The sequence below is a fragment of the Pseudofrankia inefficax genome (genome assembly GCF_000166135.1).
Lineage (GTDB): Bacteria > Actinomycetota > Actinomycetes > Frankiales > Frankiaceae > Pseudofrankia > Pseudofrankia inefficax.
Window position 1 is genome coordinate 71,289 of the sequence record NC_014666.1, and the last position, 13,701, is coordinate 84,989.

A 13,701-nucleotide genomic window follows, 5' to 3' on the forward strand; every position below is an offset into this window, starting at 1 on the left:
AGGCTCATTTCTGCCGCCTTGCCGGGCCGGTCAGGAGACGATGCTGTCGCCGGCCTTGCCAGAAAAGCGCGTCTTGCGACTCTCATTCTCTGTGTCCTCTGTCACGCCGGGTCATCGGGCCCGGATGAACCGCGTGTCGGGGCCGTCGGTGAGGCGGCCCTGAAGTGCCGGTCCGGCAGGGTTGGGGCGGCCGGAGCGCGGCGGGCGCGGGGCACGGCAGGCCGGTCAGGCGCCGTCCCGACCGGCCGTCCGCTTTCTAGACTCCGGCCCATGGTTGTGTCGGCTCGTCCAGGTCCGCGTACCGAGAGCGGCGGGGGCGACGACGGCGGAGCGCCGCGCGTCGTCGTGCTGCCCGGCCCGCCCCCAGCGGCGGCGCGGGCGCTGCGGACGGCCGTCTTCGTCGAGGAGCAGGGCGTCCCGGCCGAGCTTGAGCACGACGCGGCGGACCTCGCCGCCGACCACGCCGTCGTCTGGGATGAGGCCGGCGAGGCGCTCGCGACCGCCCGCCTGCTGGACCCGGCCGCCATTCCCGATCTCGACCTGGGTCCGGCGCCGGTCGGGCCGGTGCCGGACGGTCCGGTCGCCAACCGCTTCGGCGAGTCCGTCGGGGTCATCGGGCGGGTCGCGGTCCGGCCGGACGCGCGTGGTCGTGGGCTGGCCAGGGCGGTGACGATCGCGCTGGAGCGCCGCGCGGCCGAGCGTGGCCTCACCGGCATCCGCCTGCACGCGCAGGCGGCCGTGGCCGGGCTCTACCTCGGCCTCGGCTACGAGACCTTCGGGCCGCCCGACCGGACCGCCGGCATCGATCACGTCTGGATGCGCCGGTCGATCCTGCCGGGGCTGCGGCCGGTCCGGGACGACGACGGGCCGGCGGTGCAGCGGCTGATCGGCGCGGTCTGGGCCGAGTACCCGGGCTGCGTCCTCGATGTCGACGGCGAGGAGCCGTGGATGCGTGCCCCGGCGACGGCGTACACCGGAGACCTGGATCCCGCCCGCTACCGCGGCCGCATGTGGGTCGTCGAGGACAGGGCCGTCGAGGACGAGGACGCCGGGCGGCCTGGCGTGCTCGCCGCCAGCGTCGCGGTGCGCGAGACCGCGCCCGGCCGGGTCGAGCTGAAGTCGCTCTACGTCGCGGCGAGCGCCCGGCGGCGCGGGCTCGGTCAGGCCCTCGTCTTCCTGGTGGAGCGGGAGGCTCGGCGCCGGGACGCCCAGGTGGTCGAGCTGTGGTCCGACACCCGCTTCTCGGACGCGCACCGGCTCTACGAGCGGTTGGGTTACCGCGGCGCCGGGCGGACCCGCGACCTCCATGATCTCTCCAACACGACCGAGATCCACTTCACCAAGGATCTACTGAGCGAGTAAGAGTGATTGCCGAGCGTGACGTTTCTCGCGCCTTGAAGATTTGTTGCGGCCGCTGTCCCGGGAGGACTGCGCATCTGCGTGAGACTTGGGCTATACAGCTTGGGACCTGTTACCTAACTCACCAGTAACCAGCCGGGCAGCCACCGCCGCCCCACCGAACCCCGCTGCCCACCGAACCCCGCCGGGAGTCTGCTCGTGTCCACACCCCCAGGTCCCTCCGAGTCGCGTGATCCCACGCCCGGCGGTCGGTCCGGAGCCTTCTGGACGTCGGCCGCCCGGCTGGCGGGTCAGCGCGGTGGCATCGTCGCGGTCATCGCGCTCGTGCTGACGGTGGGGCTGGGCTTCGGCATCTCCCAGCTGAAGTTCAGTACGGACCAGAGCAACTACCTGAACTCGAACTCGCAGGTGGCGAAGGACAACCACGCCTACCAGTCGCTGTTCGGCGGCGAGTCGATGATCACGGACTTCACGGTCGACCCGGGCAAGAACCTCACCGACCTGTTCACCCCGAACAACCTCAAGGCGTTCGCGGCGGTCACCAAGGAGCTTGAGGCCGACAAGCGGATCGTTGCCGTCGTCACCCCGGTCACCGCGCTGCAGTTCACCCACAACCTGGTCAGCAGCCCGGACGGCAACCCGATCAACAGCCCGGCCGCCAAGATGCTGCTGTCCGCGCAGCAGCGCGACACGGACCCGACGTCGCAGGCGACCCGACTCCAGGACGCGATCAAGACCCTGGGCCGGGTCAACGCGATCCCGCCAGCGCAGCAGACGATCGGCTCCCCGGCCTGGGACAACTTCCTGCTCTACGACAACAGCGGCAAGGTCCGCGAGGCGTTGGTGCCGTTCTTCCCGAACCGCACCAACGCGCAGATGGTGGTCCGCCTGGAGGGCAACGCCTCGATCAAGGACGAGGGCGCGGCGGCGAGCCTGGTCCAGGAGGCGATGGCCAAGCAGCACTTCGAGAACGCGCACGTCGTCACGACCGGTGCGTCGGTGTTGCTCAAGGACATCAACGACTACCTGCGCGGCGGCTTCCTGACCCTCGGCGCCATCGCCCTGGCTCTCATGGTCGGCCTGCTGCTGGTCGCGTTCGCGGTGCGCTGGCGGCTGCTGCCGCTCGGGGTCGTCGTGGTCGGCCTGATCTGGGCATTCGGCCTCGCCGGCTACCTCGGCATCCATCTGAACGTCGTCACGATCGCCGGCCTACCGGTGCTGCTCGGCGTCGGCATCGACTTCGCGGTCCAGCTACACAGCCGGGTCGAGGAGGAGGCACAGCTCGATCGGGCCGACAATCCGGTCGCGGCGACGCTGCGCAACCTGATGCCCGCGCTGCTGCTGGCCACCGTGGCGGCCGTGGTCGCGTTCCTCGCGCTGGAGTTCAACGCCACGCCGATGATCCGTGACTTCGGCGTGCTGCTGGCCATCGGCCTGCCGGTCATCGTGCTCGCGACCGTGCTGCTGACGTCCGCGACGCTGGCGTGGCGGGAGGACAAGCGGCCCACCCAGCCGAAGGACTACACCCGCGGACCGCTCGGGCGGGCGACCGTCACGCTCGGGTCGCTGCCGCGCGTCGCCGCGCTCCCGCTGGTCGTGATCGCGATCGCGGTCTTCGTCGGCGGGGCGTTCGTCGAGGGCGGTCAGAAGATCCAGACCGACCCGCAGAAGTGGGTCAACCAGAACAGCCAGGTCATCAAGGATCTCGACTACCTGGGCGACCACGCCGGCACCACCAGCGAGCTGGGCGTCTACATCCAGGCGGACAACCTCTTCGACGACAAGACCGCCGCGTTCGTGAACACCGTCGCTCGTGATCAGATCGCGAAGCACCCCGACGTCCTGACCAACGCCTCCAGCCTCGTCACGACCGTCGGCTACCTGCTCGACGTTCCGGGCGCGAAGATGGTGCCGCCGACCGGCGACGACGTGCGGGCCGCCTACGCGGTCGCTCCGGCCGCGATCCGCAGCAGCACGGTCAACCTCAGTTCGCCGGGCGGGACCGCCGGCGCGATGAACCTGATCTTCCAGACCGGCCCGAGCTCGCTGGTGCAGCGCGCCGTGGTCGTGAAGGACATCCGCGCGACCGTGCAGCCGCCGGCCGGGGTGCGGGCCACGCCGTCGGGCCTCGCCGTCGTCGGCACCAGCCTGCTGGACAACATCGGGCACAACCGGGCGCTGCTCACCTACTACGCGCTGATCGGCGTCTTCCTGGTCCTGCTGCTGCGGTACCTGAGCCTCGCGAAGGCGCTGCTGTCGGTGGTTCCGGTACTGATCGCGGTCGGGCTGACGTCGCTGATCGCGCGGGGGTCGGGCCTGGAGCTGTCCCCGCTGACGGCCGTGAGCGGTCCGCTGGTCATCGCGCTGTGCACCGAGTTCACCACCCTGATCGTCCAGCGGCATCTGGAGGAACGGGCGCTCGGCCTGGCGCCGCGGGCCGCCGTCGACGAGGCGGCGGCGCGTACCGGTCGGGCCTTCCTCGTGTCGGCCGCTGCGGCCGTCGTCGGCATCCTGGTGCTGGCGTTCAGTCCGCTGCCGCTGCTGCGCGACTTCGGCCTGATCGTCGCGCTCAACGTCGCGGTCGCGCTGCTCTCGGCGCTGGTCGTGCTTCCGCCGCTGCTGGTGTGGGCGGACGAGCGCGGCTGGGTGTACCGCCCGCAGGGCGGGGCCGGTGACGCGGCAGCCGGCCGGTCCGCCTCCCCGGCGGACACGCCGACCGGCAGCAGCGTGGCGTAGCGACGCCCGCGCCCGAAGGCGGGTCGGTGGCCGCGGTGAAGGCGCGGACCGGGCGCCGACCGGGCGTCGGCTCCACCGGTTCCTGACCAGTTCGCGTCAAGTTTCACCGCGGCCTCAGACACGGAAGGCCCTGCTAGAGCGGGGAAAATCGCGGCCGGCGGCCGGTCCCGACTATGGGGCCGGTCGCCGCCGCGCGCTGCCGAGTGCCGTACCGTGACGCCATACGGCACGGGCTATGAATCCCTCGCTCGGGCCTCGGGCTGTGGTCACAAAGGTCTTCATTCGGACCAGGGTCAAAAAGGTCTCAGGAGCGCGCGCGGAGCGCCGAAGGAGAGAGATGAGCTTCGACTTCAAGGTCGCTGACCTTGCGCTGGCCGAGTTCGGTCGCAAGGAGATCCGGCTGGCCGAGCACGAGATGCCGGGCCTGATGGCGACCCGTGCCGAGTATGCCGCGAGCCAGCCGCTGAAGGGCGCGCGGATCATGGGCTCGCTGCACATGACGATCCAGACCGCCGTGCTGATCGAGACCCTCGTCGCGCTCGGCGCCGACGTCCGCTGGGTCTCCTGCAACATCTTCTCGACGCAGGACCACGCCGCCGCCGCGGTGGTCGTCGGCCCGAACGGCACCAAGGACGACCCGCAGGGCGTCCCGGTCTTCGCCTGGAAGGGCGAGACGCTGGAGGAGTACTGGTGGTGCACGGACCAGGCGCTGGCCTGGCCGGACGGCGGCGCGCCGAACATGATCCTCGACGACGGTGGTGACGCGACCCTCCTCGTCCACAAGGGCGCCGAGTTCGAGAAGGCGGGCGCCGTCCCGGCGACCGACGCGTCGGACTCCGAGGAGTACGCGATCGTCCTGGAGACCCTGCGCACCACGATCGCGGCGAAGCCGGGCCGGTGGACCGCGGCCGCCGAGTCGATCAAGGGTGTCACCGAGGAGACCACCACCGGTGTGCACCGGCTGTACGAGATGCACAAGGGCGGCAACCTGCTCTTCCCGGCGATCAACGTCAACGACTCGGTCACCAAGAGCAAGTTCGACAACAAGTACGGCTGCCGCCACTCGGTGATCGACGGTCTGAACCGGGCCACCGACGTGCTGATCGGCGGCAAGGTCGCGGTCGTCTGCGGCTACGGCGACGTCGGCAAGGGCTGCGCGGACGCGCTGCGCGGCCAGGGCGCCCGCGTCATCGTCACCGAGATCGACCCGATCTGCGCCCTGCAGGCGGCGATGGACGGTTTCCAGGTCACCACGCTGGAGGACGTCGTCGGGATCGCCGACATCTTCGTGACGACCACCGGCAACTTCAACATCATCACGGCCGACCACATGGGCGCGATGAAGCACCAGGCGATCGTCTCGAACATCGGCCACTTCGACAACGAGATCGACATGGCCGGCCTCGCTCGCGTCTCCGGCATCGAGAAGATCAACATCAAGCCGCAGGTCGACGAGTGGGTCTTCCCGGACGGCCACTCGATCCTGGTGCTGGCCGAGGGCCGCCTGATGAACCTCGGCTGCGCCACCGGCCACCCGAGCTTCGTCATGTCGAACAGCTTCACCAACCAGGTGATCGCCCAGATCGAGCTGTTCACCAAGACCGACGAGTACCCGACCGGCGTCTACACGCTGCCGAAGCACCTCGACGAGAAGGTCGCCCGCCTGCACCTCGACGCGCTCGGGGTCAAGCTCACCACCCTCTCCAAGGCGCAGGCCGAGTACATCGGCGTCGCCGTCGAGGGCCCGTACAAGGCGGACCACTACCGCTACTGAGTCGACCAGACGCCGGTCGGTGTCGCTCACGCAGAACGGGTAACGACGAGGGCCGCTCCCGCGGGAGCGGCCCTCGCCGTTTTCGCCTACCCCCGGCCACGGCCACCGCTTCACCTGATCGTCGAGGCCAGGCGCACTCGCCGCGCACCAGATCCCCTGCGCATCCGATGATCAATGAGGCCTTGATCGCTAGATGCGCAGGCAGGGTGGCGTCGGCTGCCCCGATTTGCTGTCTTTATTCCTGCGCAGTTATCGATCAAGGTGCGGCGGCTTGGCTAGCTAGCCGGCTGATCGGCGTCTGCGCAGGGGAAGCGATGCCTGATCTTGGTGCGGTGGATCCCCGCGTTCCGCCGGTGCGGTGGATCTTCGCGTCCGCGGTGCGGTCCGGCGGTTCTTGCTGGGCGGGTTAGGTGTGCTGCTTGGCGAATATCTCGAGGACGGAGTCGGCGCTCGGGAAGCAGAGGCCTTCGTGGCCGTCGTCCCAGCGGATCAGGTAGGGCGGTCCGTCCGGCTTGCCGCGTACCTCCAGCACCACACCGTGTCGCTCTGCCTGGCCTACCGTCCGGCTGCGGACGCAGACCCGGTCTCCTGCGGTCGCATGCATCGCTGCCCCCTCAGCTGATCACCCATCGTCGATAGCTGGTCGTCCCTGGGTAACCTGTCCCCTCCTCCTGCCCGCTAACCCCAGTCCACGGGCGGCGATCCGCGTGCGGGGAGGGCCCGCCGCCAGGGCAGGGCCGGCGCCTAGCGCCGCATCTGACGGGGCGGCCAGGTCCGAGACCAGCAAGATCGGGGTTTTCGCCCTCGCGCGGCCGCAACCGTCGCGATTTTGTGACCATTTGAGGGCGAAAACGGCGATCATGCGGGAGGGGTGACCTCGCCGGGGCCGGCGGCTAGCTGAGGCGCTCGACCAGCATGGCCATGCCCTGGCCGCCCCCGACGCACATGGTCTCCAGGCCGATGGTCTTGTCCCTGGTGCGCAGGCCGTTGAGCAGGGTGGTCAGGATGCGGGCTCCGGTCGAGCCGAACGGGTGGCCGAGCGCGATCCCGCCGCCGTGCACGTTCAGCTTGTCGAAGTCGATGTTCAGCTCGCGGGCCGACGGGACCACCTGGGCCGCGAACGCCTCGTTGATCTCGACCAGGTCGACGTCGTCGATCGTCATGCCGGCCCGGCCGAGCACCTGGCGGACCGCGCCGATCGGGCCGAGGCCCATGATCTCGGGGGACAGGCCGGTGACGCCCGTGGCGATGATCCGGGCGAGCGGGGTCAGGCCCAGCTCGCGGGCCCGGGTGTCACTCATGACCACGACCGCGGCGGCGCCGTCGTTCAGGGGGCAGGCGTTGCCGGCGGTCACCGAACCGTCGGGCCGGAAGACCGGCTTGAGCGCGGCCAGCGCCTCCAGCGTGGTACTCGGCCGCGGGCCGTCGTCGGTCGACACGACCGTGCCGTCCGGCAGGGTGACCGGGGTGATCTCGCGCTCGAAGAAGCCGTCGGCGATCGCCTTGGCGGCGTTCTGCTGCGAGCGCAGCGCGAACTCGTCCTGATCGGCCCTGGTCAGGCCGGTGTACTGGACGACGTTCTCGGCGGTCTGGCCCATGGCGATGTAGATGTCGGGCAGCAGGCCGGCCTCGTGCGGGTCAGTCCAGACCGGAGCGCCGGCCTCGGCCCGGGCCTTGGTGCGCGCCTCGGCGTCGGCGTAGCGCGGGTTGTGCGTGTCGGGCAGGTTGTCGGCGCTGCCCTTGCCGAAGCGGCTGACCATCTCGACCCCGGCGGAGATGAACGTGTCGCCCTCGCCAGCCTTGATCGCGTGGAAGGCCATCCGCGTGGTCTGCAGCGACGAGGAGCAGTAGCGGTTCACCGTCGTGCCGGGCAGGAAGTCGAACCCGAGCTGGACGGCGACCGCCCGGGCCATGTTGAAGCCCTGCTCGCCGGCCGGCTGGGCGCAGCCGAGCATCAGGTCGTCGATGGTCGTCGGGTCGAGCGCCGGGACCTTGTCGAGGACGGCCCGCACGATGGTGGCCGCGAGGTCGTCGGGGTGCAGGTCCTTCAGCGATCCCTTGAACGCGCGGCCGATCGGGGACCGGGCGGTGGCGACGATGACAGCCTCGGGCACGGGGGGCTCCTTCGACGGGTGGTACGCGGGCGGTCGTTCCCGCCGCGGTTGTCGGTCAGGTGCACGTGTCGTTGGAGCGCACCTGCGGGCACGCCGCCCGCGCGTTGCCCGGGCGCCGACTCTGACAGTCAAGGCGGGTGACGGTCAGGGCGGGCGACAGCTACCCCGCCCAAGCTAACGCAACTCGCCCACCCGGGCCTCCCTTGTGGACCGTTCCCGATCAAGGTCCCGGGTGACGGTGGCCTCCGGCGGCCCTACCTTGATCCACGCGGGAAGAAACGGCTGCGGGGAGTCCGATGGCGCGGGACCGGGACCATGCCGACGACCAGGCCGCGCGGCTGCCGGCCGTGGTCGGCTCCGCCGCCGCGCGGCTGCGAGACGCGTCGCTGGCGCTGCGCCGCCTGGCCGTGACGACGTCCACCCTGCTGGAGCCGGTGGCGGAGCTCAACACGACCGACACCTGGTCCTCCCCGTGGCAACGGCGTTCGACCGCCCGGGTCGATGCCTGGCAGCAGGCGCTGACGGCTGGTGCCGGCGTGCTGGTGATCCGGTCGGGCTGGTACTCCCGGGTCGCGGACGTCCTCGACGCCGCGACCAGGGCCGTCACCGCAGGCTCGACCGGCGGCCGGGTCGGCGGTCCCGGCGTCGTCGGGGATCCCAACTCGGCTGAGGGGTCCGTCGTGGCGCCCACCGTGGTGGTGCCCGCGATGCCGCGTGGCTGGGATGACCCCGACCTGGCGCTGGTCCGCGCCCTCGGCGCCGGGCTCAGTGACCGTGCCGACCCGGCGGACCCGCCCGGCGGGGACGTGGGCGGCGACGGCCCGGTCTGGTTCGACGCGGGCCAGCTGGGCGCCCTCGCGGGGAGCCTGCGCGCCGCCGGCACCGCCGCGGCCCGGCTCGCCGGCGCCGTCGACGCGACCGAGGACCAGGCCCTGCGTGCCGCCGCCCTCGCCCTGACCGAGCTCGTCGCCAGCACCGGCGACGGCCTCGGCGGCGCCGTCGGGGCCGCCGCCGCGGTCCGGCCGCCGGAGACGTTCCGGGTCGCCGGGCTGGCGGCGACCACCGACGTGCTCAGGCTCGGCGCGCACGTCATCGCCGTCGACGGTCCCCGGCTGGCCGCGTCGCTCGACCGGCGGATGGCGCACTTCGCCGCGGCCGAGGACGCCGTGCGTGCCGGCGGGGTGCTCATCGACCAGCGGGCCTGGTTCGACGACGCCCCGCCACCGAGCCTCGGCCAGATCAGGTCCGTGGCCGCCGGTCTGGTGGCCCTGATCGGGACGGAGCCGAAGGCGTTGTCGGCCGGCGAGGTGCGCGAGGTGGGCCGGCGGCTGGCCGCGCTGTCGCCGGCGGCCCGCGAGGCGGTGATCAGCCGGTTGCGCGGCGCGCCGCTGGCGGTGTTCGCGGCCGCGGTGACCCGGCTGAGGAAGCGGCTGGTGGCGCGGACCCGGGCCGAGCTGACCGCGCTGACGGCGGTGCCGGACCTGCTGCTGGCCAGTGCGCCGGCGGCGATGCTCGACGAGCTCGTCCGGCTGCTGCCGGACCTCGAGCCCGCCGCGCCGGGCGCCGGCGGCCAGCGCGGCGGCGCCCCCGGCAGGGACGGGGCCGACGCCGACCGGACCGACGCGGTGGTCCGCGACGGGATCTCCTCCTCCGACGTCGGCCAGGGCGGCGTCGACGACTGCTACCTCGCGGCCGCGCTCGTCGGCCTGGCCCGCCAACGCCCGGCTCTGCTGGCCGACGGCATCCGGGAGAACGCCAACGGCACGTTCACCGTCACGCTGTACCGCGACGGCCGGGCCTTCCCCGTCACCGTCACCCGCGACCTGCCCGGCCTTGCCTCCGCTGACGGCTCGGGGGACGCGGGAGGCCGACCGGCGCGGACCGGGATGGCGGCCTACGACGTCAACGGCCGGCCCGAGCTGTGGGCGGCCGTTTACGAGAAGGCCTACGCCCGGGCGCACGGCGGCTACGACTCGATCAACGGTGGCGATCCAGGCGTCGCGACCAGCGACCTGACCGGCCGGCCGCACCGGACGCTCCGGCCTGGCGAGGTGTCGACCGGCGAGTTGGCGGCGCGGCTGGCCGCCGGAGACGTCGTGATCGTCTCGACCGGCGGCGAGGCGCCCCGGGTGGACAGTGGCCTGGTCCGCCGGCACGCGTACACGGTGCTGGCGGTCGACGTGACCGGCGGAAGGGTGCTGCTGCGCAACCCGTGGGAGCACGTCGGAGGAGAGCTGACCGCCTGGTATCGCTGGGACGACCTGCGTCCTGGCCTGGTGGCCGTCAGCCTGACGCCACCGCGCTGACCAGAAACCGAGCGTCCGTTGTTTTGTGATGTCGGTCACACAAGTCGAGCTCCTGGGGGTGGTGGCGACCGGTCGTCACCGCACCGGCCCGAACGTTAGTTCGATTCGTGTTCGATGTCGACGGGTCCGGCGAGGGGTCGCGCGCGCTCGCGCGGTCCGTCACCTTGGTTCCGGCGCCCGCCGACGGCACCGCGGGACGCACCCGTCCGGCCGGCTCGGTCGGCCGGCCGTTGTTCTCGGCTAGCGGCCGAAGTGGCGGGACGCCATGTAGCCGGGGCCCTGCTCCGGCTGGCCGGTGCGGCTCGTCCAGCGCCACTGGACCGAGATCCGGCCGCCGACGTGGCCGGTCACCTTGGGTACTCCGTGTAGCCAGTCGCGCTGCGCCCGGCCGCCGAGGACAAGCAGGTCGCCTGGGCCGGGCGCGAGGTCGAGCAGGCCGGTCGTGTCGGTCGCGTCGTTCAGGATGCGGCGGCCGGAGGGCAGCCGGGCCGGCTTGACGGTCCAGGGCCGGCGGGCGCCGAGCGTCAGGATCGCGATCACGGTGTCGTCCAGCCAGCGCAGCTCCTTGTCCCGGTGCATCGCCACCGAGTCGGCGCCGTCGCGGTAGTAGGACAGGCCGTAGCCGTCGAAGGAGATGCCGTAGCGGCGGCGCAGCGCGAGGTGGGCGGCCGACAGCTGCGGGTACGGCGGCGGTTTGCCCGGTGGGTACCAGGCGGAAAGCCGCGGCGGGACGACGTACTTCTCGTAGCGCCACATGGCGCCCTCGTGCCACGGCGCGGTGTCGCGGACGTGCTGGTAGAGCTCCTCGGCGCCCGGCAGCCAGCCGCGGCCGACGTCGACCCAGGACGTCTGGTCGAGCCAGTGCCGCTGGACCGGTGCCGCCGCGAGCGCCTGGACGAGCCCGCGTACGGCGGCCGCGGGGTCCTCCTCGGTGCGGGCCTCGGCCGCCGGGTCCCGTGGCGTGTCGACGGCTGGAAGCGGCTCGGCCCGGGGCGGATCGACTCGTTGCGCCTCGTCGGCGGACATGACCCAACGTTACCGACGGGCTCCGTCACCTTCGAGTGGAGGCGCCGTTGGCGATCATCATCCTCTGTGGTCCCGCCGCCCGGCCGGACGGTTTTCGGGAGTGCTGGCGCGGCCTGACGTAGGTGTCAGATTGCGGCCGGGTGGGCTGCGAGAGGGTCGGCGTTTCGCGACGTCGATGCACGTCGATCCGGCACTGGCTCGGACGACTGCTGGAACTCGCATCACTCGACCGAAGAGAGGCATAAGTGCTGGTAAGGAGCTTGTTGTGCGCGCGCACAGGCATGTTGCCGTGGTGTGTGCCCCTTGGCCGCGAGCCCCTTACCCCTTCGCCGGCAGGGGGTAACGTGCCTGAACCGGCATAGCGAAGGCCGGCCTCGCCATACCCGGCGACGGCCTGCCGAGAACCATCCGCGACGAGCGCACCACCCTTGACCGGCCGACCGCCCGAGCACGAACGGCCCGCGGCGGGCCAGCACCCGAGACCGACGGCCCAGACCGTCCACCCGCTTCGTGACCCGCGACGCGACGCCGAGCCCGACCCACCGTCGGCCGCCGGCGAGCGACCACGCGGAGCACGAGCAGACCCGCAGGAAGGAGGCGACGCACCGTGGAGACCGGCCAGACCGTCAGGACCGACGAGACGATGCGCCAGCTGTCCCTTCCAGGGGTCCTGGTGCTGGTCTCGACGCCCTCCGCCGACCACCTCGTCGCCGACAACGTCGGCTGGCATCGCACCGTGGCCCAGGCCGGGCTGCCCCGCGCGACCAAGCTGGTCGCCCTTGTCCTGTCCAGCCACGTGCAGCCGGCGGACGGCACCGACCCCGACCTGCCGGCTGGCGCGGCCTTCTGCGCGCCCGGGCTGCCCGTCCTCGTGGAGCAGACCGGGTACAGCCGCACGCATGTCCAGCGTCAGCTCGCCAAGCTGCGCGAGCTCGGCTGGCTCAGCACGGTCGGCCGGCCCGCCGCCGGCCGACCGGCCCGCTTCGTGCTGACCCTGCCGGCGGAGGTCGCCCGCCTGGCCGGAGTCGGCCTGGCCGTGCCCAGCCAGGCGCCGGTGGCCGGGCAGGCACCCGCGCCCGGCCCGGTACCCGCGAGTCACCGGCCGGCCAGGCCTGAACCGCTGGCCGCGACGGCCCGCGTCGCGATGCAGGGTTGGCGGCCGCTCGACGACGTCCCGGCGCGCGCCGGCTTCGCGATGCCCGAGCGCAACGCCCCGACGCGGGCGCCCGACGAGGTCGTGGCCTCCGCCGTGGCCGGCCGGCCGAAGTCCCGACGGGCGGCCGGGCACAGGGTCGAGGGTGCCACCGAGACGGCCGTCGTCGAGTGGGAAGAGGACGAGGAGCAGGTCACCGAGGAGGACGGCCCGCTGACGGCCACCGGCGACCGGCCGCGCGTGATCGTCGGTAGGCACGTCTTCCGGCGCCGCGGCGGGCGGCCCTTGGACAACTCGAAGGCGGCGGTGCGGCGGCGGGCCCAGGTCGTCGGCGCCTTCCTGGGCAGCCGGCCGACCACGGACGGTCGGGACGACACCCCGCTCGGCCGGCTCGCCGATCAGCTGCTGCCGCCGACTCGGATCATCACCGACGAGTCGGTGACGCCGACTCGCATCATCATCGAGGACCGGAACTTCGCGCCTGGGACGGAGCCCTTCGAGCCGGCCAGGCCGACGCCGGCCGAGCCCGCGGTTGGGGCTGAGGGCGCGCAGCCCGTCGACCCCGCCGCCACGGGCGCGCCCCCGGTCGACACGGCCGTCGCGAGCGGTCCACCGGTTGACTCCACCGTCGCGGGCGGGCCGACACCGCCTGAGCGGGAGGTGTCGTCCGTCGGGGAGGCTGCGCCTGGTGAGGGGCCCCCGCCCGTCGAGGAGGCGCCTGACCCGGTGGTCGTCGCGGCGCGCCAGGTGGTCACGACGCTGGCCCAGGCGATGCGCTGCGAGCCGGAGATGTTCGACGACTCGGTCGACGGGCTGACGGACATCCTGCGCGAGGGCGGCTGGACCGCGCCGACGCTCGCGACCCACCTCGTGCACATGGTCGTCGGCGGGGTGAAGGTCGGATCCGACAGCCCGGGGGACAACCTGGCCTGGCGGCTCAAGCACCTGCCGCGCGCCAGCGACCAGTGTCCCTGCGCGGCCTGCCGGAGCTGGCGCAACGCGGTCGCCCAGACCCCGGCCCAGACCAGGTCCGACCGGGCGGGCGAGGACAGCCCCGCGCTGCCGGACGTGGCCGAGATCGAACGCGCCGCCGCTCTCGGCGCCGAGCAGGCCGCGTTACTGGCCCGCGCCCGCGCCTCCTGACCCCGCGCCTCCTGACCCCTCGCTCCTGATCGCCGCCGCTGACGGTCGCGCGGCGGGGCCGGCACCCGCCAGCCTCCTGACACCGCTTTC

The 13,701-nt window shown here is 72.5% G+C and carries 8 protein-coding genes; 5 read left to right on the plus strand and 3 right to left on the minus strand.

The genetic code is table 11. The annotated features are described in order from the left end of the window. Positions 1-270: 270 nt before the first annotated feature. The 3 genes from FRAEUI1C_RS00325 to ahcY all read left to right on the plus strand — a co-directional run bounded on the left by FRAEUI1C_RS00325 (position 271) and on the right by ahcY (position 5,869). Positions 271-1,362: a GNAT family N-acetyltransferase gene (locus FRAEUI1C_RS00325; RefSeq protein WP_083819307.1), complete on the plus strand. Its 1,092-nt coding sequence runs from the start codon at positions 271-273 to the stop codon at positions 1,360-1,362. A 195-nt stretch (positions 1,363-1,557) separates the two neighbouring features. Further along, on the plus strand, positions 1,558-4,095 hold the full coding sequence (locus FRAEUI1C_RS00330) for an efflux RND transporter permease subunit (protein WP_013421277.1): 2,538 nt from the start codon (positions 1,558-1,560) through the stop codon (positions 4,093-4,095). A 337-nt stretch (positions 4,096-4,432) separates the two neighbouring features. Beyond that, complete coding sequence (gene ahcY / locus FRAEUI1C_RS00335; RefSeq protein WP_013421278.1) at positions 4,433-5,869, plus strand: adenosylhomocysteinase; 1,437 nt, start codon at positions 4,433-4,435, stop codon at positions 5,867-5,869. A gap of 406 nt (positions 5,870-6,275) precedes the next feature. Here the strand turns inward: ahcY and FRAEUI1C_RS00340 are convergent, their stop codons facing one another. Continuing rightward, entirely contained in the window at positions 6,276-6,473 is a 198-nt protein-coding gene (locus FRAEUI1C_RS00340; protein ID WP_013421279.1) for a DUF1918 domain-containing protein, read from the minus strand. A 289-nt stretch (positions 6,474-6,762) separates the two neighbouring features. Further along, on the minus strand, positions 6,763-7,983 hold the full coding sequence (locus tag FRAEUI1C_RS00345; protein ID WP_013421280.1) for an acetyl-CoA C-acetyltransferase: 1,221 nt from the start codon (positions 7,981-7,983) through the stop codon (positions 6,763-6,765). A 296-nt stretch (positions 7,984-8,279) separates the two neighbouring features. On the opposite strand from FRAEUI1C_RS00345, the gene FRAEUI1C_RS00350 reads away from it, so the two are divergent. Continuing rightward, entirely contained in the window at positions 8,280-10,289 is a 2,010-nt protein-coding gene (locus tag FRAEUI1C_RS00350) for a C2 family cysteine protease (RefSeq protein WP_013421281.1), read from the plus strand. Positions 10,290-10,529: 240 nt separating this feature from the next. On the opposite strand, the gene FRAEUI1C_RS00355 is transcribed toward FRAEUI1C_RS00350, so the two are convergent. Then, positions 10,530-11,315: an alpha-ketoglutarate-dependent dioxygenase AlkB gene (locus FRAEUI1C_RS00355; RefSeq protein WP_013421282.1), complete on the minus strand. Its 786-nt coding sequence runs from the start codon at positions 11,313-11,315 to the stop codon at positions 10,530-10,532. A 607-nt stretch (positions 11,316-11,922) separates the two neighbouring features. Between FRAEUI1C_RS00355 and FRAEUI1C_RS00360 the strand changes: the two genes are divergently transcribed. Beyond that, on the plus strand, positions 11,923-13,611 hold the full coding sequence (locus tag FRAEUI1C_RS00360; protein ID WP_013421283.1) for a hypothetical protein: 1,689 nt from the start codon (positions 11,923-11,925) through the stop codon (positions 13,609-13,611). Positions 13,612-13,701: the final 90 nt, after the last annotated feature.

Coding starts and splice junctions, on each gene's coding strand:
- FRAEUI1C_RS00325 (WP_083819307.1), top strand. CDS start 271: ATGGTTGTGTCGGCTCGTCCAGGTCCGCGTACCGAGAGCGGCGGGGGC.
- FRAEUI1C_RS00350 (WP_013421281.1), top strand. CDS start 8,280: ATGGCGCGGGACCGGGACCATGCCGACGACCAGGCCGCGCGGCTGCCG.
- ahcY (WP_013421278.1), top strand. CDS start 4,433: ATGAGCTTCGACTTCAAGGTCGCTGACCTTGCGCTGGCCGAGTTCGGT.
- FRAEUI1C_RS00340 (WP_013421279.1), bottom strand. CDS start 6,473: ATGCATGCGACCGCAGGAGACCGGGTCTGCGTCCGCAGCCGGACGGTA.
- FRAEUI1C_RS00355 (WP_013421282.1), bottom strand. CDS start 11,315: ATGTCCGCCGACGAGGCGCAACGAGTCGATCCGCCCCGGGCCGAGCCG.